This window comes from Streptococcus oralis, assembly GCF_026782285.1.
Taxonomy (GTDB): domain Bacteria; phylum Bacillota; class Bacilli; order Lactobacillales; family Streptococcaceae; genus Streptococcus; species Streptococcus oralis_CG.
This window is the reverse complement of sequence record NZ_JAKUWG010000001.1, coordinates 127,394-146,916: the sequence shown is the minus strand read 5'-3', so window position 1 is coordinate 146,916 and position 19,523 is coordinate 127,394. Positions and strand designations below refer to the sequence as shown.

The window sequence follows — 19,523 nt, the reverse complement described above, 5'->3', positions numbered from 1 at the left end:
GGTCATCTGTTTTAAGTGTAACATCCATGCTATCACTTTCTCTAGTGGGTGTCAAGAAGAGTGACTTAGAAGATGATAAGAGACTTTAGTAGTTTTGTAACCATTCTGTAACAATTCTCTGCATAAAAAATGATAAAATAGTTAGGTACTGTTAAGGAGAGAATCATGCCCGCAAGAAAACTAGAAGCTTATGAGTTTGAACAAATTCCCGAATCGAAACAAACTCCGCTTTATCAAGGTTATACACCTGAGGCCCCAGTCGGCCCTAACCTAAAAGAGATTTTATTTTTTGTAAATATCGCTTGTTTCTGTATTTTTATGGCACTTTTTAGTTTTATCTTTTTAGCCTTAAAATTGAACACAGCTTTGTCCTTTATCGCTGCTATGGCAACAAGCTTCGCACTTTTACAACTTCAACGAAAGATGATTAAAAGAAAATTTTCAAAATAAAGGTTGGTACTACTACCAACCTTTTTTCTAGTTATCAAAAAAGACAGTTTTTAAAACTGCTTTTTTTTTTATTTATTCTTACGTTTTGAAGGAGATTGAATTGCGATTTTAACTTCAAAAATTGTTCCTCTAGGCTTGTTATCTTTGACGCTAATCGTTCCTCGCAAAGCATCAACAATCTGCTTGGCCAAAGATAGTCCCAGACCGAAACCGCCTTTCTGACGAGTTCTAGCCTTGTCTACACGATAAAAGCGGTCAAAGATTTTCTTCTTGTCAGCAGCTGAGATTCCAATTCCATTATCCGTTACTGTTAGATAGAGGTGGCGATCTGTAGCATAAACCACAAACTCAATTTTCCCATCTTCTTCGGTATACTTGATGGCATTGTCAAATAAGATGGTCATGAGCTGTTTTAGGAGCAACTGATCAGTCATGAAGGGACGATAAATCCGATTTTCATAGTCAAAAACACGATCATTTTCAGAAGCAATCAGCTCATAGTTAGCAAAAGTTGTTTTAAAGAATTGCGGAGAAACTTCTGCTATTTCTGGTTTGATTCCATCATCTCGACGTGCTAAATTGAGAAGGTTGGTTGTAAGGAAGCGCATGTTGCGAACTTCTTCGAGACTAGAAGCAATGCTTTCGCTGGATTCCATGATCGTCGCTTCTGGTTTTCGAAAGAGATTCTCTAAACGATTTTGTAAAACGGCCAAAGGTGTTCTCAGTTCGTGGCTTGCATTTTCAACAAAGGACTTCTGCTTTTGCATACTTTCCAACAAGGGTTTGACACTGACACGTGCCAGATAAACACTGGCGATTAACGACAGGAGCCAGAAACTGGCCATGACCACTACGATTAAATGCTCATGGTTTTGGCTGATTTGCTCAAGCTGGCTGGTATTGATTAAAACCGCCGCATATTTGACGTTGCTTGAAACAGTGGACGAATTTGTTTCCATCAAGATCATCCGGTAGGTTTCTTCCTGACCGTAGCTATTGACAACTTGAATTTGCCGAATGTGATTCAACTCTTTTCTGTCCAGTTTGATCTTGTCCAAGCCTAAAAAGCGATTGCCCAGTAAGAGTTGGTTAAAATCCTTGTCAAAGAGCAAGACTTCCGTATTGGAGCTGACATTGGGCTTGATTTCAGCCTTGCTGGCATCCGCTGTTGCGGGTTGAATATCTTTGACCTCTTCTGTTGCCCGATTCAGGGCTAACTGGATAACCGCTTGGGGACTACTACTAAGGGCTTGGAGTTTTTCATCTACAGAAGTGTAGAGACTCGAGTGCATGACCTGGAGGATAATCAAGGTCATAGCAGAGAAGATCAGGGTGAACACTCCAAAGTTTCGAATGAAATAGCTGAAATCATCCGCATACCATGTTTTTTTTAGTTTATTGAACATCTTTTAAAATATACCCGACACTACGCAAGGTTTGAAGATTTTCAGCAAAGGCTGTTCCCTTCAATTTCTTACGAACTTTTGAGACATAGACTTCTACAACGGAAATCGTCGTATCGCTATCAAATCCCCATAGACGGTCAAAAATTTGTGTCTTTGGAAGAATGACATTTTGATTTTGAAGGAAGTAAACCAATAACTCAAACTCTTTTCCGAGTAGTTCCACAGGAGTATCTTCCACCTTCACTTCATTCGTTGAAAGGTTGACAACAATATCCCCATAGGTCAAAGTGTTTTCATTAAATTTACCTGAACGCTTGAGAAGGGCTTGGATCCGCATTTTGAGTTCTTCTAGGTAGAAAGGCTTGGTGAGGTAGTCATCCGCTCCAAGCTCAAAACCGTGTCCCTTATCATCCAAACTCTCTTTGGCAGTCATGATAAGGACTGGTGTTGTAATTCCTTTTTCGCGCAACTCTTTCAAAACTTGGAAGCCATTTTTTTCAGGCAACATCAGGTCAAGCAAAATCAAGTCATAAACGCCACTTTCTGCTTCGTAGAGACCTTCTTCACCATCAAAGACCTGCATGACATCCGCAAAATCATCTAAAAAGTCAAATACTGAGTTTGACAGGCCTAGGTCATCTTCTACTAATAAGATTTTTATCATCAGAAACTCCTCCTTGTTATGATTATTATACCAAAATTGCCTTAAAAAAAACTCAACTCTCTCTTCTTTTAAGATAGAAAGTTGAGTTTTTGTTTACATTTCGAACGAATTAAGCTTTGCCATATTGAGCTACAACAGCTTCTACTGCTGCTTTCTCACGCTTAATCAAGTCAACACGCGCTGCGATATCCTTGATTCCCATACGAATGTTGCGGCTAAGAGCTAGGTCAGAAAGTTGTGGTTCAAAGAATTCCTTGTATTCTGCCAAGCGTTGCTCAGTCTTAAATACATGGGCAGGTAGGATAACAAAGCTATCAAAGCTCATATCCCCACCAAGAGCTGCCTTGATCCAAGCCCAGTTTTCACGCGCCCAGACCCAAACAGTTTCTTGAGTTGTTTGATGATCTAGGAACTGGTAATACCAAGCAGACAAGTCTTGTGGCTTCACAACAAACTTATCCTTCCATGAACGAATCAAGGTTTGGATATTGTTCGCATCTGTACTGTAAGCAAGAGCTCCTGCCAACTGGCGTTTGAAAACAGCATCTGTCGCATGAGTATAGTGGTCCAGATAAGTTGCGACCAAATCCTTGGTCTCATGGTGTTTCATTTCATTGATGAGAACTTGAGCACGGATGGCTGCTGGAAGTCCTGCAAGATTTTCCTTGTGAGCTGCAAAGATTTGGCTAGCGACTTGACTAGCTTCTGCATCATTTGAACGAATCATCATGGAAATGGTCAACTGACGAACCAATTCGTCTTCATCTGATTCTCCATCTTTGGCTTCAAAACCAAGACGGTCATAGTTGTGACGAGCCAATTTAGCAACGAGTGTATTAAAGGCTTTCTCAGTTTCTGTTCCTTCATCGATAAAGCGCTCAAGGGCAGAAATCACTTGAGAAACAGCTGAAACAACAAGGTAAGACTCTTCCTTAGCAAGTTTATCAAGAACTGGGAGCAAGTCCGCATAAGAAATGTGTCCTGCTTCAGCCAACAAACGACGTTCTTGAACGATTTGTAGTTTGCTTGTGTTATCAAGTGTCTCTAGCTCAGCAAGAACAGCATCTAACAAGTCTCCTTGATAGTCTGTAATGTAGTGGGCTGTATTTTCCGTGTTAAGACGAAGGGCTGATTTGTTTTCAGCAAGAAGAGTGGCGTAGCCAGGGATTTCGATACTTTCAGTTTCGAGTGTATCTGGCAAGCCTTTCCAGTTACTGTTCAGTGGCACAACCCAGAGACGGTTCTTGTCTTCGTGCTCACCGATGAAGAATTGTTTTTGTGAAATCTTCAAGACATCATTTTCAACTTTGACAGTGAGAACTGGATAACCAGGTTGTTCCAACCAAGAATCCATGAAGGCCGCAACATCACGACCTGACGCTTGACCAAGGGCATTCCAAAGGTCACGACCAATTGTATTGCTGTATTGATGTTTTTCAAAGTAGGCGTGCAAACCTTTAGCAAAATCCGCATCACCTAGCCAACGACGAAGCATGTGCATGAGGCGACTTCCTTTGGCATAGACGATAGCTCCGTCAAAGAGCGTATTGATTTCATCTGGGTGTTTAACTTCGACGTGGACAGACTGAACGCCATCAGTCGCATCACGTTTAAGTGCTCCCGGCACACCACCTGTTTGGAAGTCTTCAAAGATATTCCAAGTTGGCTCGATGGCATCGACACAGACGTATTCCATCATGTTAGCGAAGCTTTCATTGAGCCAGAGGTCATCCCACCATTTCATAGTAACGAGGTTACCAAACCATTGATGGGCAAGCTCGTGGGCGATAACAAGGGCAACTTGTTGTCGACTAGCAAAGGTTGAGTTCTCATCGACAATCAAGTAAACTTCACGGTAGGTTACCAGACCCCAGTTTTCCATAGCACCAGCTGAGAAGTCAGGGAGTGCGATATGGAGAGATTGAGGAATTGGGTACTTAACTCCGTAGTAATCTTCGTAAAATTCGATTGAGCGAACGGCGATGTCTAGTGAGAAATCAAGGTTAGATAGTGGGTGAGCTTTCGTTGAGTAGACACCTACAAGAGTACCGTTTTTAGTTTTAGCGGTCACCCCTTGCAAATCACCTGCTACAAAGGCTAACAAGTAAGAAGACATGCGAGGTGTTGTTTCAAACTTCCAGATGCCTGTTTCCTTACGGTTTTCAACGTCAGTCTCTGGCATGTTTGACAAGGCCACTTCACCTTCTGCTTGGTCAAAACGAAGAGCAAGGTCAAAAGTTGCTTTGGCTTCTGGCTCGTCCACGCATGGGAAGGCTTCTCGCGCAAAGTGGCTCTCGAACTGGGTAGACAAGACTTCCTTCTTGACACCATCAACAGTGTAGTAAGAAGGATAAATCCCTGTCATGTTGTCTGTGATTTTTCCTGAAAAAGCAATGACCAATTCAACTTGACCAGCCTCAGCCAATTCGATATGAAGGGCTTCATTGTCATGGTCAACTGTAAATGGACGAGCTTGACCCGCAACTTCTACAGAAGTGATTTCCAAGTCTTTTTGGTGAAGGGAAATACGGTCACTTTGTGCTTGACCAGTAATGGTCACCTTCCCAGAAAAGGTCTTGGTCTCACGACTCAAGTCTAAAAATAAATCATAATGTTCAGGAACAAATTGGGTAATAAAATGTTCAACTGCTTGCATAGTTTTCTCCTATTCTAAGTTTAAGAGCTGCTACTCTTCTTCAAACAAACTTATTATATCATGTTTTGCTTAAGAAAAAAGGATTGGACGGTAATTTCCAAAACTTTCTTCCTTCTGCAGCCTAGAGTGGGTAGACCTTGCAAAATTCTTCTAAAACAACCTTGCTGTCAGGGGAAAAAGTCAGTCCGGCTTCCCTCATCCACTCGGTGAAAAAGTCCTCATGAACCTGACGCCAATAGGTCAAAGATTTGTCCCCCTCCCCTTCCTTGTAGGCATGGTCAGCAGAAACTTGATTGAAAGGCTGAACAGAAACCTTTGTAATTTCGACAATGCAGACAGCCTGATCTTGACTGTCTAAAATGACGTCAAAGGTACCTTCTCGCGGAAGAGGTTCGGCTTCTAGTGCATAGAGGTCATAGGCTGAGGCAGTTGCTGTCTTTTCGCCTTTTAAAACCAAATCTGCCAAGGTATCTGCTTCCACTCCAAAAGCCCAGGCATCTATCTCATCTCCGATAGAGGGGTTAATTTGCTTATATGCATTCCACATTTCTTGCGGTGTCATGGGTTGCTCCTTTGTAATTTTTTACTTACTTCTTTTATACTTTTGAGGTGGTCTGGATGGTCAATCTCTAAATCAAAAATCTCTGGAATAGAACTGTAGTGGATAAGGCATTTGATACCCATCTGATTCATTTTTTGTATGAAAGAAGCATTCAGATAGCCTGCTACAGCAAAGTCAATCTTTTTCATACTTGCTTTATCCAGCATCTGTCTTAGCATATCTAACATTATTGGACTTTCCATATCATGCCATTGACTATTTCTCACAGTCGCAAAAACAAAAGAAGTTAAATCATTCATTCCAACTATAATCTTTGAAATACCCGTTTCTATTATTCTATCCAAGTCAAAATAAGCTGACGGCAATTCAATCATCGTGGCAATTTTCCCAGTAAAACCCTGCTGACGCAATACTCTAATAGCTTGCTTTAACTGCTCAGCATCATTGACAAAAGGAAAGATAACAGACAGATTGGGATTTGTTTGATAAACTTCTGTAACGACATGTGCTTCAGCCTGAAATTCATCAGGACACGCCAGCAAGCGCCTAGTTCCTCTATAACCAAACAAGGGATGATTTTCATCAAAATGCTCTTTAGTCCCCTCTAAAAAATTTGCTTCTATATTCGTTAATTCTGAAAAACGATACCAGACCTCATCGTCTGAGTACAAGGAGCAAATAGAGTTCAGATAATCTTTCACAAATTGCTGACAACTTAGTAATAGTATGTTTTGATTGAGCTCTCTCAACAAGTATTCCCCACGAATCATACCAACATGGTGAAATAGTTGTGGGTAAACTTTTTCAGCGATTTTCTCGCCACTAAGGGCTAACTGGTTTTTCATAGCCATTCACCTCGTCTTAAAAGATACAATATCAAATATCATTATATGAAACTTTCCTCTAGTTCAAAAGCTTCATAAGGTTCAACTAACTCATATCCTAAAAATTCTGCTACTTTTTTGGAAGCCTCGTTATGAGCATCCCAAAGTGGAAACATATCTCTATTTAAACTCTCTAGAATCATTGCAGCACCAAGGTTTTTAGCAAATCCATTCCCTTGTTCGTTTGGTCTAGTTGCAACTTCCACTTCAACTGCTCCACGGTAAACTAACCCTGAGGAAATCCCAGCAATCAGTTCATTATTTTTAAGAATCACAAAGCCAAATCCACCTTTTAAAACAAAATCCTGATAGGACTCAAAATCCCCCTGTAAATCTTGTGACCATTCTTCCTCAGAAAAGCAGTTATAAATATGATTATCAATAGGCACAAGATTGTAACCTTCCTCTAAATGAGTAACTAGATCATTTAGAAATTCAACTTGAAAATTTGCCTTATCTTTAAAAGAATAGCGAGTAAAAGAATTTAGCCCTACTTTCCGATGCAGAAAATCTTGCCAATTGGTATTTTCTGAAATAATAATCTTATAATCTAAACCATATTTCCTAACAAAATCTTCCCAAAATCTGGAATTCAATTCCCCTGCTAGGTATAAAAAATTCCCAACATCATAAAAGCTTGTTGTCCTATCACTGTTTTGGTAGACAGTTCCGATTTGAGATTTAAGACCATAGAGAACCATATTTTTCTTCCATGTTTTAAATAGTTCCATCAGATCCCCCTACTTCAAACTCCAACCACCATCTATTGTAATGATTTGTCCTTGCATGGCACTTGCTTTTCCACTTGCTAAGAAAAGGCTAAGCTCTGCTACTTCCTCTGGCTCGATCCAGCGCTTGATAGGAGTTTCACTAGCTACCCAGTCTGCTAAGCCACCGGGTTCGAAGTCCGCAGTAGTCATACCTGTCTTGACTGCTCCGGGAGCAATCCCAAAGACCCGAATCCCAGCTTCAGCATAGTCTAGAGCCAACTGCTTGGTAAATCCAGCCAAGGCATGCTTAGAGGAAGTATAGGCGTGACCACCACCTCCTGCTAGATTTGAAGCAATAGAACACATATTGATTATGATTCCCTTTTTACTTTCCAGCATTTGTGTCAAATAATGTCGAGTCAGCTCAACTGGAGTCACGTAATTGATTTCAAAAATCTCTTGAATTTCCTGGACTGATTGTTCCAAAAGGGGTTTGTAATCATCCAAAACTCCAGCAGTATTGCACAAAACATCCACCTGAAGACACCAGTCAAAAACTGGCTCTAAATCAAGAGTTAAATCTCTCTGTAAAAAGTGGAAACCACCATCTAAATCTGGCTTTTCTCCTTGATCCACACCATAAACTTGATAGCCATTCTCTAAAAAGAGGCGAGCTTGAGCTAGTCCAATACCTGAACTCACTCCCGTGATTAAAACGCGTCTAGTCATGCACTTCTACCCAATCCGTCGCCAAAACATCACAAGGTGTCGGACTCCACATGGAAAAGCCTTCCCCTTCTCCAGACACATTGATTAGGAAATAGGGCGTCACCTCAAGAGCTACACCATTTTGCTCAATGGTATCAAAAAGTTGGACATAGTTTTCAGCCCCTCCCCAACCAGTACGTACATATTTTTTCTTAGCCTTTAAGCCAGGCAGGATTTCTTCAAATGTCATGACTGTCTCCTTTGTTGTCTACTTATTTTTATTATAACAAAAAACCGGGAACCAATCTATCATGGTTCCCGATTTTATTCTTCCTTAATCTCTTCCACCAAGTTTGCTATTGATAGTCATCATGATACTAGCAATTTTCTCTCCCCAGTATGGGTCCGAAGCATAGAGAACATTCATTCCTGTCGCCTTGTTCCCCAAGTGGTCTCTTCCACGGTCAATGTAGTTCTCACGAATCCACTTAGCCGCGCCGAGGATCCCCTTATCCACATCATCAAATTTCTTGGCTGAGGTATACGGGCTCGAATCATAAGCTGCAATTCCAAAGAAATTATTCTTATCCTTAGCTATCTGGCTCCGTCCCCAAGCACTCTCAAGTGCACTATGGGCCATCAGATAAAGAGCATTCACACCATATCGTTCCTCAGCTTCCTTAAAAACAGCTCCCTTACCAGCGAGGCGACTATCCCGAATATTCATCAAAGAATAAACTTTATCCAATTCAGCTGCACTGTAATTACTTGGTTTAGTCAAATTTCTAAAGAGGAAAGGATTTTCAATGGTAAAGCCATCAAAATGAATTCCATCAGTTGAATAATATTTCTTACCAATAGTCATAGCTGAGCTATGTGGAGCAACACGGAGACTCACATAAGGTGACAACTCATGGTAAAAATACTTGCCATCGCTTGTATAATGAGGGACAAACTCACTATCTTTATCAATAGCTACTAAATCACTTTTATTCATGAAGCCGGATAAACCAGAAATATTGACTGGTATTTGACTATCTTTTTTAGATTGGGCATCTCCAAGCGAAACTATGGTTCCTTGCGATACATAACTCAATCTTTCACCAGAAGCGCTATAGACGTAAGCAGTAATTGGTTTCACTTTGTAATATTTTGCCTCTGAGATCCACTTTCCATTATTCTGGAAGGAATACTCTTTACCTTTGATCGTGAAAGTACCTGTTACATATCGACCATCATCTTTTAGATAGTACCAAGCATCGTAATCTTTGTCAAAAATCCATTCATTTTTGGCCATATAGCCACCTGATTTAAGGTAGTATGAACCAATCCATTCACGGGAAGCGTAGGCCCCACCTGACTTCAAGTAAAACCAGCTATTGTAGGATTTATCAAAAATCCACTCTTTTTCCGCCATAGCGCCACTATCTTTCAGATAGTAGTCAGTTTTCCACTGGCTACTCGCCATCACACCATCGCTATTGAAATAGTACCATGTCCCTTTGATTTTTTCCCATTTATTGCGGGAAATTTTTCCTGAAGCTGTAGCATAGTACCACTTGTCGGATATTTTCACCCAATCGTTTTCTGCCATAGCACCACTACCTTGGAAGAGATAGTCATTATAGATGGTGCGACTAAGCATGACACCATCTTTATTAAAGTAATACCAGACACCTTCAATTTTTTCCCATTTGTCTCGTGAAATCTTACCTGAAGCTGTAGCATAGTACCACTTGTCAGAAATCTTCACCCAATCATTTTCTGCCATGGCACCACTACCTTGGAAGAGATAGTCATTATAGATGGTGCGACTAAGCATGACACCATCTTTATCAAAGTAATACCAGACACCTTCAATCTTTTCCCACTTATTATGGGAAATCTTGCCTGAAGCTGTGGCATAGTACCACTTGTCAGATATTTTCACCCAATCGTTTTCTGCCATAGCACCGTTACCTTTGATAAGGTAACCATCAACTATAGTATTACTGAGCACAATGCCGTTTTTATCAAAGTAATACCAGACACCACCGATTTTTTTCCAGTTTACGACAGGCTGGTTATTTTCATAAAAACGCCAGTTTCCTTGTTCTTTCTGCCAACCTTCCTTGATAACTTCCTCTTTTTTTTCCTTTTTGGAAGGATTTTCCTCTTTTACAGCTGGCTCTTTTTTCGCCTCGACTTTAGGAACTTCTTTCTTGGGAGCAGCTTCCTCTTTTTTCTCGACTACATCTGTGGTCTGAGTTTTTTTCGTAATCTGAGATTCTTCAGCATATACAGATGTCTTTGCAAATCCTGCCATAGAAAGAACAACAGTACTTGCAAGTAGTATCTTCTTCATTTTATTCTCCTCAGTAGAAAACGATCTACACTATTACTATTTTATAAAACCTATTGTAACATAGTTGACTAACGGAAATATTACAAATTGATGAAGATTCTATGTCTTGTTTACGATAAGGAAGACCTCGTTTATCTCAGACTGGCTTTAACTTCTCGACGGAGATCTTCCAAGCTGCTAATGCCATATTTGTCCATAACCTTTGGCAGATTTTCGATGATATCGGGACAGGCATAAGGATTGGTAAAATTGGCTGTTCCAACTCCGATAGCAGATGCGCCAGCCAAATACATTTCTAACGCAGCTTCAGCCGAATCCACTCCCCCCATTCCGATGATGGGAAGGTCTGTAGTTTGAGCGACTTGGCGGATGAGTTTGAGGGCGACTGGAAAAACTGCAGGACCAGACATCCCACCTGTTCCATTTGCTAGGATTGGTTTTCTGTTTTTGAGGTCAAAGCGCATACCGACTAGAGTATTGATCATGGTCAAACCACTTGCTCCTGCGTCTTCCGCGGCTTTGGCAATGGTGACAATATCCGTCACGCTAGGAGTTAGCTTGACATAAACTGGCACATCAGAGGCTTCCACAGCCGCTTTTACCACTTCATAAGCCAGATCAGGATCTTGCCCAATCAAAAGTCCATGATTGCCGTGATCCACATTAGGACAAGAGATATTGAGCTCGATCGCTTTTACATTAGCCGCCTTAGAAATTCCTCGAGAAACAGCAGCGTACTCTTGTTTTGAAAAGCCAGCTACATTGGCAATGATGGGAAGTGTAGGATACTCTCTTTCCAGCCAAGGTAACTTTTCAGCTAAAACAGCCTCTAAACCAGGATTTTGCAAGCCGATTGCATTGAGCATACCAGCAGGTGTCTCTGCCACCCTTGGAGTGGGGTTGCCAAAACGAGGTTCAAGTGTCGTCGCCTTGATCATAATGGAGCCTAAAAGGTCTAAATCATAGTACTTGGCATACTCTTGACCAAAACCAAAACAGCCTGATGCTGGTATGATGGGGTTTTTCAAGTCCAAGCCTGATAGAGAAACTTGTAAGCGATTTGTAGTCATGACTTTCTCCTTATAATACAACTGTTCCTGTACGGAAAACAGGACCATCTTCACAGACGCGTTGACTGACCGTCTCACTTTCTGGCACTTTTAGAACGCAGGCATAGCAGGCCCCCATCCCGCAAGCCATACGAGATTCTAGAGATAGATAGGCTCTTGGGTGGTCATAAAACCTTTGATTGATGTACTTCATCATTCCTGGAGCTCCACATGAGTAGACGGCGTCAAACTGACTGTCTAAGTCATTAATGACGACTGACACATTTCCCTTGATACCATATGAACCATCATCTGTCGTTACAAAGACCTGACCATATTGGGCCAATTCCTTTTCAAGGATGACAGCATCCGTATTAGCAAAACCGAGGACTGTCACTACTTTCACCCCACGCGCATGCAATTCCTTAGCCACCTCAAGCAAGGGTGGAACCCCAATCCCACCACCAACGAGGAGAACTTGGTTCTGGTCTTCCAGATCAGATAAGTCAAAACCATTTCCCTGAGGCCCCATCACATCAAGAGTATCTCCCTGACGTAAGGTTGAAAAAATAGCTGTACCAGCACCCTCAATCCGATAAATGAGATTACACTGCTTCTTATCCTTATTGATAGACGAAATTGAAATAGGACGGCGCAAGAGATGGGCATCATCAGGCACACGTAGATGTAGAAATTGGCCTGCTCGCATGGCTTCAACCATCTCCCCTTCTAGAACTAATTCAAAGATTGCTGGCGCAATTTCCTCCTGAGCGACCACCTTCATGGTCTCCAAACGAATGGCACCCAAACGTTTCTTACATGTGGGATTCATGATTTTCCTCCTTAAATTTTAAGGGGACCAGATAAAGAAAAGACCTTGCTAATGCAAGGCCTCAGTTGGGTTAGGCTAGAACTCATGCGCACACTTAAAAAGTCTCCACAGAGAGTCCCCCCCTATCCCTTTTATCTGACACCTTGTGAGTCTCTCTGGACTCCCCTTAAAGGTTAAATTTGTATTAGTATACTCTTTCAAAGAAAAAAAGTCAAGTAGAAAACGAACATTCTACTTGACATTACTCGATTATTTTTCACGAATGACTTCAACCTTGTAGCCATCAGGATCCTTGACAAAGTAATAGTTTGGTGCAGTTCCTGGTAGACCATTTGGCTCAGTCACTTCATATCCTTTTGCACTGTGCTCTTGATGAAGAGCTTCAAGATCAGGTGTACTGAGGGCGATATGGGCGAAGCCATCTCCTACCACGTAAGGGCCGTGGTCATAGTTATAGGTCAATTCCAACTCGTAGTCATCACCCTCAAGTCCTAGATAGACAATGGTGAAGGCATAATCTGGAAAATCCTTGCGACGTAATTCTTTAAAACCAAAAGCGTCTTGATAAAATGCGATTGATTTTTCAAGGTTTTCTACTCGCAAGCAAGTGTGTAGCATTTTTGAAGCCATAGCTTTCTCCTTTATTTCTAAAAAGACTGGGACAATCCTGTTCCAGTCTTAAAAGTAATTATTTACCAAGTTTTGCTTTAGCTGCATCTGCAAGAGCTGTGAAAGCTGCTGCATCGTTAACAGCTAAGTCAGCAAGCATTTTACGGTTAACTTCGATTTCAGCCAATTTCAAACCATGCATCAATTGTGAGTATGAAAGTCCATTCATACGAGCTGCCGCGTTGATACGAGTGATCCACAATTTGCGGAAGTCACGTTTTTTCTGACGGCGGTCACGGTATGCATAGTAGTAAGAGTTCATTACTTGTTCTTTTGCAGTACGGAACAAGATGTGTTTAGCTCCATAGTAACCTTTTGCTAATTTAAGAATACGTTTACGACGTTTGCGTGATACAACGCCACCTTTAACACGTGCCATGTTTTATTTCCTCCAAATATTTCCTAGAATTGTTTACTTACTGTTAGGCTATTATTTCAAGCGAGTAAGCATTGCTTTGATACGTTTGAAATCTCCTGAATGCACCATAGATGCTTTACGAAGATGACGACGTTGTTTCTTAGTTTTTCCGTGGAAACGGTGAGAAGTGTAAGCACGGAAACGTTTAAGTCCACCAGAACCTGTACGTTTGAAACGTTTAGCTGATGCGCGGTGTGTTTTTTGTTTTGGCATGATTTTTTCTCCTTTATTTAACTTTCTGACAATTATTTTTTGTCAGTTGCTGGCGCCAACTGCATGAACATTTGGCGTCCATCCATCTTAGCTCGTTGTTCGATGATCGCAATATCTTGTGTTGCTTCAGCAAACTCGGCTAAAACTTTTGCACCAATCTCTTTATGGGTAATCATACGACCCTTAAAGCGAATAGATACCTTAACTTTATTTCCTTTTTCAAGGAATTTACGTGCATTGCGAAGTTTTGTGTCAAAGTCTCCCTTGTCAATAGTTGGACTCAGACGAACTTCTTTCACAGTAACAACACTTTGTTTTTTACGTTGTTCTTTTTGCTTTTTCTGATACTCAAATTTGAACTTGCCGTAGTCCATAATTTTAGCAACAGGCGGTTTTGCTTGGGGTTGAATCAATACTAAGTCAACATTTGCACTATCAGCCAATGCTTGCGCTTCGCTGAGTGGCTTGATGCCTAGCTGTTCTCCCTCAAGACCGATCAAGCGAACTTCACGTACACGAATTTCATCATTGATGAATAAGTCTTGCTTTGCTATGGTTTTCACCTCTTTTTTATTATTAGAGAAAAACAAGAGCGGGCTTGTAATGATACAAGCCCGCACGTTATGATAGCGTTTCTTAGAAACTTTTCATCCGTAGGGCCAGGCAACTTGATGTCACAAGGCGAGAAGCTCTCACTTCTGCTTTTCTCAACTTTTATATGATACCAAGTTTTCTATCCCTTGTCAAGATAAAAAGTCAATTTTTCGAAAAACTTTCTGTTTTCTTCTTGATGTCTGCATCAAAAAGAGAGAACCTAGTTGGTTCCCTCTCTGTGTTAGTTCTTCCCTCACCTTCCGTATAGGAATGCTAAGACCTATTAAAAACTTCCTTTTTACGTGAACTTCCCCATCTTTCAATAAGTAGAATCCCCACTAACAAAAGGATAATCAGGCAAGGAAGTAAGACCAGCCCCATGCTCCAATTTAGATTGACATTATCAATTTGCTTAGGTAATCTTCCAGATAAAATCTCCACTGAACGCAAGTAAGTAAAGGGAAGTAGATGTGCAATACTCTGAAGAGGCTGGATCGTTTGGATACCAAACAACAAGCCAACAATCCCAATGAGTGAAAGAAAGAGGACCGGCATTTTTTGCTTGAAAAAGTAAGCAATCAAGTAGACGACTTCCACAATGACGATAAAGGCTAAGAAAGCTAAGAGCAAGCTAGGAAATAACACATCTTGTATCTTCCCAATAGTTACCTCTTGATTGGTTAAGCTATAGAATGGGTAGGGATAATCCAACTGTCCAAAACCACTTATCAGACTTCCCACTAGAAAAGAAAAGCCACAGATTCCGATAAACAGCACGGTTACATAACTCACCCCAACTCCAAGAGAGGACAGGGCAAATGTCACTTTTGAAAAAGGATATAACTGAGCTGTGTCTAGATGATTTTGATATCTTTCTGCAAACAGTTGCGTTAGCATAAAAATAATACCAATCACAAACAAGCTTGGGATGATAGCCTCTAAAATCCAGAGAATCTGATCAATCCCGTGGGTCGGATAGTCTAAATTGTGGGCTTTTATGTTCAAGGGATACAGGGCTTGATAAATCTTCCGTTCACGGTCAACCGCCATTTTTAAGTCAGAGCTAGAAGTCGATTCCTTCGATACAATTTCATAACTCTTTTCCTCATCTTGCCACTGCAAATAGTAGGCTTCTTTCCAGCGCCCTTCTTTTAATAAAGTTAGAATTTCTTTCTTTCTCATCAAAAGATTCTTTTGCAAGTCTAAATTTTCTTTAGCAAACTGATATTCCTCCGAGCTGGTGTCAGACATTTGGGAGAGTTTCTCTTCATTTTCATTGATAGCTCTCTCGTTAGCTGCAATACGACTTTCCAACCTGCTCTCCAAGCTGTGTGAGTTTGCAGTCTGACTATGTAAATAAAAGGTAACACCGAGTACAGATGCAAATAAAAGTAAGATAATCCAGTTTAAACGACTTTTGAAAACTTTTTTTAACAAAAATAGGCTAATATCTTTCATAACGGAACCTCTTCTATCTGCCCCTGACGAATGGTTACCATGCTATCGCAAATCTCCACTAACTCCTCTTTGTAGTGGGAACTCAAAAGAACCAGCTGTTCTTTTCTATCGATTTGTGCCAGCCTATCAAAAAACTTCTGTCGATAATACTCATCTAAGCCATTTGTTATCTCATCCATGAGCCAGCATTTCGCCTGACTGAGGAAATACATAGCAATCACCAAGCGTTGCTTCATGCCTAAGGAATACTTGCGGATGGGAAGGTTGATATAGTCAGACATTTCCCAATAGGCGATTTCGTCCCCCAAGTTTAGGTCTGACTTCCAGATATTTTTTATGAGACGAAGGTAGTCCATCCCACTTAAGTTTCCATCCAGCCATTCAGCGCTCTCATAATAAAACAAAGAAGGAGGGGCTGCGATATGTCCACTACTAAGGGGAAGCAGCTTGCTCACAGCTCGGAACAGGGTCGTCTTTCCCGAGCCATTGATAGCAAGAAGGCCATAAATCCTACCCTTTTTAAAGGTGAAATCCGCATCTTGCAAGATGACTTGTCGCGTTTTTAAGGTAACATGAGTAAGATTTAACATATCCAGCCCTCCTTTTTCTCACTCTTTAAGGATTAATAACCTCCGCTGTAGTAGTTTATGACTTCATAACGATGGTAATTCCATCCTCCGCCAATTTTATACTCATCGTAGCCTTTATAACGAGACCATGACGGAATCCAAATATATTGATGGTTGTGATAATTCATACTATACTCAAAAGCGGTATTCCAATCATACCGGTAACTTTTAGTGACTGTTACAGCAGATGCACTGGTTTGAAAAAGACCAACAGATAACAAACTAGCCAATAAAACGACTTTTGCTGATTTTTTCATGGTTTTCACCTCACTAATTTATTTACTTTCGAAAGCGCTTTAATTATATCATTTTTCTCGGTATTATGCAACAGATTTTTAGTTTATTTCACTAATATATAACATTTTTCTTCCTAACGAACACTTTCAAGTTGCCAACTATTCCATCCTTTAAAGCGAGTGGCTCCTTGCTGATCGGTTCGGTAAATCTTACTCTTGATGGATTCCAGTCGTGTCAATGTTTCCTGATGAGGGAGTTTGGCACGATTGTTCTTACCAACTGAGATGAGAGAAAGCTCTGGGTTGAGTTTTTCTAGGAAAACTGGATTTGATGATGCTTTAGAACCATGTTGACCGACTTTCAAGACATCCACTTCTATGTCAGGGTATTGCTTTAAAAGTTCTTTCTCTCCCTTCTCTTTCACGTTTCCAGTAAAGAGAAAGTGCTTGTCCAAAAGTTTCCCATACAGAACCAAGGAATCATCGGCATCAGCTTCTCCAATTTCCCTTGGAGATAATACTTCTAACTGACTGCCAAAAATCGGCAAGTTCTCCCCTGCTGTCACACTGCGTACCTTGGTTTGACTTGCTTGTAGTTCTGCTACAAATTCCTTCTGTGTTAGACTTCCTTTTGATACTAAAATCTCCCCGACATGGAAAGCCTTGGTCACCTCCAACAAATCACCAACATGTTCCTTCTCTGTGTTGGTCAAGATCAGCTGGTCAATCTTGGCTACTCCGCGACTTTTTAGATAGGGAATCAGGGTTCGCTGGGCATTGCTACTCGTCGCCTTTTTTTGCCAATACTCGATTTTCTTGTCGGTTTCTGCTTTACCACCCACATCTATGAGGATGGCTTTACCAGTCACATCCCGTAGAAAAATACTTTCCCCCTGCCCTACATCCAGCATAGTGATTTCATTTTCCAGTGGATGTTTGGTCAAGAAAAAGAGCCCCACGATAAAGAGACTAAACCCTGCTAGTCTTTTGATGTTTTTTCTCATATCATAGACCAAGGCTAATGAAACTAAGAGAAGAATCAAAATCCATGCGTTGGGTTGCCCAAAGACCAAGGGCCTACTTGCCATCTGCGATACTAAGCGAATGATGCCCTCCAACCATTCAAAGATAAGGTTAAATTGAACGGCAGGATAGACAAAAGAAAAGGCAAACAAGATAGATAAGAGTGGTAAGAAAATCAAGTCAAAAAGAAAGGAAAAGACAAAGGTCAAAAGGATAGACCAAGGCTGAAATTCTGCAAAATAGAAGGATAGAATGGGCAATATTCCCAAGGAAATGACTAGACTTTCTCTGGCAACAGCCTTGAGCCCCTCCCCTTCTTTGCTTGTCATAGTCAAGATAAAAGCGTAGGCACAGGACAAGACACCTCCTGCCGTCAGGAAAAAGTTGGGCATGATGATAAAGAGAACAAGAACCGTCAAGGCAAAATTATCCAAACCCTTAACACTGTGTTGGGCTAGTAATTTTTGCAAGAGACTACGAATGACCGAAGCTGAGAATCCTGTCAGCCCTGCATAGATAAGGGAAAAAGGGTAGATTAGCAACTTCAACTTTTCTTGAGTCAAACCCAATCGCAAGAGGAGTTTCTTAAAGGCATCCATAAAGAAGCCTACCTGCATACCCGACAAGGCAAAGAGATGGATAATCCCTAGACTAGAATAAAGCTCATTCATCTCCTCAAAGTCCGTATCCAGATGTCCTAGCAACAGCCCTGTCATGTAGTTGCGCATAGGATCTGGAAAGTGCGTCTTAATCCAAACTACAGCTTTTCGACGTAAACTGGACAGATTATCTCCTATATCCCAACTGCTAACCTTTTTAAGTGACTGGATTTTTTTGATATTGAGAGCCTGATAAATCCCCTGAGTCTTCAGATAAGCTTGGTAGTCAAAGCCACCAAAATTCCTCTGGCTCTCTGGTTCCGAAAGTTTTCCTTCTAGTTCTATCTCATAGAGCTCTGTCAAGGCCTGAAATTGCTCTTTCTCCTCCTCGGACTGGAGTTTATAATAAACTTGAAAAGTACGGCCGTCGGCCTTGCCCCGAAAGGACAGACTATCTCCATTGACCTTGATGGTATCTGGTAAAATCCTCACCCTTTCAACAGAATCCGCAAGATTTTGACTCGCTTGACTCTGCTGCCAAGTTTGAAACAGAAACCAAAATCCAAAAACTCCACAAATAGCTAGAACTTTTCCAGTCGATTTCCAAGGAAACTGGATAAAGAGACAAACTAGCAGAAAAACGAAACCTAAAAGCGCAAGATAGGATGCTGAGAAAATGGCATAGTAAAGCCAAAGCAACAAAAAGCTCAGATAGATTAGGGGGATAGGGAAACTCTTAGTCCACTGTAACATAGTCTTTTAACTTTTCTATGGTCTTTGCGCCAATGCCAGAGACTTTCTTGAGCTCATCTACCGACTTGAATTTGCCATTTGCCTCACGATGGTCGATAATATCTTGGGCTCGTTTTCCTCCCAAGCCTTTGACCTGCTTGAGTTCTTCCAGACTAGCTTTATTGAGGTTGAGCTTCTTTTCTTTACTTGTCGAAGGAGTCGTTCCAGAGGCAGCCTGTTGACTAACTGCTTCTTCTCCCTTAGTCGGGACGTAGACCAGAGCCTCGTCACTAACTTTCTGGGCTAGATTGAGCGACTTGCTATCTGCTTCCTCTGTCAAGCCACCAGCTTTCTGAACGGCATCATGAATCCGACTCCCTACTGGCAAATCATAAATCCCTGGCGATTTAACAGCACCCTTGACATCTACTGTGATCAGATCTTGTTCAGGAGATTCGTCCTTTTCCTCCTTTTTCACTTCTTTTTCAGACGATGAATCCTTTGAAACAGCTGCAACTTCAGCCTGCAAATTTGTTTCTGTGACGGGTTTTTGTGTAGATGGCTTTAGCAGGAGAAATCCGCCCAGGGCCAAACCCAAACAAGCACAGATGACAATGATTTTATACACTTTTATTTTCTCGATAATGACTTCCATTTTTTCTCCTCTCTTAGATTATTCGTAAGAGG

At 41.1% G+C, this 19,523-nt stretch carries 21 protein-coding genes and 1 other annotated feature; of the genes, 1 reads left to right on the top strand and 20 read right to left on the bottom strand.

The window, feature by feature from the left end; genetic code table 11:
• Positions 1–165: 165 nt before the first annotated feature.
• Positions 166–450: a DUF3270 domain-containing protein gene (locus MK403_RS00710; protein WP_268708632.1), complete on the top strand. Its 285-nt coding sequence runs from the start codon at positions 166–168 to the stop codon at positions 448–450.
• A 68-nt stretch (positions 451–518) separates the two neighbouring features.
• On the opposite strand, the gene MK403_RS00705 is transcribed toward MK403_RS00710, so the two are convergent.
• The 20 genes from MK403_RS00705 to MK403_RS00610 all read right to left on the bottom strand — a co-directional run bounded on the left by MK403_RS00705 (position 519) and on the right by MK403_RS00610 (position 19,491).
• Positions 519–1,856, bottom strand: a complete 1,338-nt coding sequence (locus MK403_RS00705) for a sensor histidine kinase (RefSeq protein WP_268708631.1) — start codon at positions 1,854–1,856, stop codon at positions 519–521.
• Positions 1,846–2,520, bottom strand: a complete 675-nt coding sequence (gene ciaR / locus MK403_RS00700; RefSeq protein ID WP_000590630.1) for a two-component system response regulator CiaR — start codon at positions 2,518–2,520, stop codon at positions 1,846–1,848. Before ciaR ends, MK403_RS00705 begins: the two co-directional genes overlap by 11 nt.
• Before the next feature lie 109 nt (positions 2,521–2,629).
• Positions 2,630–5,176, bottom strand: coding sequence for a M1 family metallopeptidase (locus MK403_RS00695; protein WP_268708630.1), 2,547 nt, complete (start codon positions 5,174–5,176; stop codon positions 2,630–2,632).
• Positions 5,177–5,297: 121 nt separating this feature from the next.
• The gene (locus MK403_RS00690; RefSeq protein ID WP_125847246.1) at positions 5,298–5,738 is read right to left on the bottom strand and encodes an ASCH domain-containing protein; all 441 of its coding nucleotides are present in this window, start codon (positions 5,736–5,738) and stop codon (positions 5,298–5,300) included.
• Positions 5,735–6,583: a putative PEP-binding protein gene (locus MK403_RS00685; RefSeq protein ID WP_268708629.1), complete on the bottom strand. Its 849-nt coding sequence runs from the start codon at positions 6,581–6,583 to the stop codon at positions 5,735–5,737. Before MK403_RS00685 ends, MK403_RS00690 begins: the two co-directional genes overlap by 4 nt.
• Before the next feature lie 41 nt (positions 6,584–6,624).
• Positions 6,625–7,353 carry a GNAT family N-acetyltransferase gene (locus tag MK403_RS00680; RefSeq protein ID WP_268708628.1) on the bottom strand — a complete coding sequence of 243 codons (729 nt, stop codon included), beginning with the start codon at positions 7,351–7,353 and terminating at the stop codon, positions 6,625–6,627.
• A 9-nt stretch (positions 7,354–7,362) separates the two neighbouring features.
• Complete coding sequence (locus MK403_RS00675; RefSeq protein WP_125847238.1) at positions 7,363–8,061, bottom strand: 3-oxoacyl-ACP reductase; 699 nt, start codon at positions 8,059–8,061, stop codon at positions 7,363–7,365.
• The gene (locus MK403_RS00670) at positions 8,054–8,290 is read right to left on the bottom strand and encodes a DUF2829 domain-containing protein (protein WP_000141913.1); all 237 of its coding nucleotides are present in this window, start codon (positions 8,288–8,290) and stop codon (positions 8,054–8,056) included. The genes MK403_RS00675 and MK403_RS00670 overlap by 8 nt, the downstream gene beginning before the upstream one ends.
• An 84-nt stretch (positions 8,291–8,374) precedes the next feature.
• The gene (locus tag MK403_RS00665) at positions 8,375–10,384 is read right to left on the bottom strand and encodes a glucosaminidase domain-containing protein (protein ID WP_268708627.1); all 2,010 of its coding nucleotides are present in this window, start codon (positions 10,382–10,384) and stop codon (positions 8,375–8,377) included.
• A 131-nt stretch (positions 10,385–10,515) separates the two neighbouring features.
• Positions 10,516–11,502 carry a dihydroorotate dehydrogenase gene (locus MK403_RS00660; protein ID WP_268708626.1) on the bottom strand — a complete coding sequence of 329 codons (987 nt, stop codon included), beginning with the start codon at positions 11,500–11,502 and terminating at the stop codon, positions 10,516–10,518.
• Positions 11,465–12,265, bottom strand: coding sequence for a dihydroorotate dehydrogenase electron transfer subunit (locus tag MK403_RS00655; protein ID WP_268708625.1), 801 nt, complete (start codon positions 12,263–12,265; stop codon positions 11,465–11,467). The genes MK403_RS00660 and MK403_RS00655 overlap by 38 nt, the downstream gene beginning before the upstream one ends.
• A gap of 249 nt (positions 12,266–12,514) precedes the next feature.
• The gene (gene gloA, locus MK403_RS00650; RefSeq protein ID WP_268708624.1) at positions 12,515–12,895 is read right to left on the bottom strand and encodes a lactoylglutathione lyase; all 381 of its coding nucleotides are present in this window, start codon (positions 12,893–12,895) and stop codon (positions 12,515–12,517) included.
• Between the two features lie 58 nt (positions 12,896–12,953).
• Positions 12,954–13,313 carry a 50S ribosomal protein L20 gene (gene rplT / locus MK403_RS00645; protein ID WP_000124834.1) on the bottom strand — a complete coding sequence of 120 codons (360 nt, stop codon included), beginning with the start codon at positions 13,311–13,313 and terminating at the stop codon, positions 12,954–12,956.
• Between the two features lie 51 nt (positions 13,314–13,364).
• The gene (gene rpmI / locus MK403_RS00640; protein WP_001125942.1) at positions 13,365–13,565 is read right to left on the bottom strand and encodes a 50S ribosomal protein L35; all 201 of its coding nucleotides are present in this window, start codon (positions 13,563–13,565) and stop codon (positions 13,365–13,367) included.
• A 32-nt stretch (positions 13,566–13,597) separates the two neighbouring features.
• Entirely contained in the window at positions 13,598–14,128 is a 531-nt protein-coding gene (infC, locus tag MK403_RS00635) for a translation initiation factor IF-3 (protein ID WP_000848184.1), read from the bottom strand.
• Between the two features lie 15 nt (positions 14,129–14,143).
• Positions 14,144–14,275, bottom strand: a sequence feature (ribosomal protein L20 leader region).
• A 157-nt stretch (positions 14,276–14,432) separates the two neighbouring features.
• Complete coding sequence (locus MK403_RS00630) at positions 14,433–15,617, bottom strand: hypothetical protein (protein WP_268708623.1); 1,185 nt, start codon at positions 15,615–15,617, stop codon at positions 14,433–14,435.
• Positions 15,614–16,207, bottom strand: coding sequence for an ATP-binding cassette domain-containing protein (locus tag MK403_RS00625; RefSeq protein WP_268708622.1), 594 nt, complete (start codon positions 16,205–16,207; stop codon positions 15,614–15,616). The genes MK403_RS00630 and MK403_RS00625 overlap by 4 nt, the downstream gene beginning before the upstream one ends.
• Positions 16,208–16,239: 32 nt before the next feature.
• Positions 16,240–16,503, bottom strand: coding sequence for a hypothetical protein (locus tag MK403_RS00620; protein ID WP_268708621.1), 264 nt, complete (start codon positions 16,501–16,503; stop codon positions 16,240–16,242).
• Positions 16,504–16,616: 113 nt separating this feature from the next.
• A complete protein-coding gene (locus MK403_RS00615) occupies positions 16,617–18,857 on the bottom strand; it encodes a DNA internalization-related competence protein ComEC/Rec2 (protein ID WP_268708620.1) in 2,241 nt (746 codons plus the stop codon).
• A complete protein-coding gene (locus MK403_RS00610) occupies positions 18,841–19,491 on the bottom strand; it encodes a helix-hairpin-helix domain-containing protein (protein ID WP_268708619.1) in 651 nt (216 codons plus the stop codon). The genes MK403_RS00615 and MK403_RS00610 overlap by 17 nt, the downstream gene beginning before the upstream one ends.
• Positions 19,492–19,523: the final 32 nt, after the last annotated feature.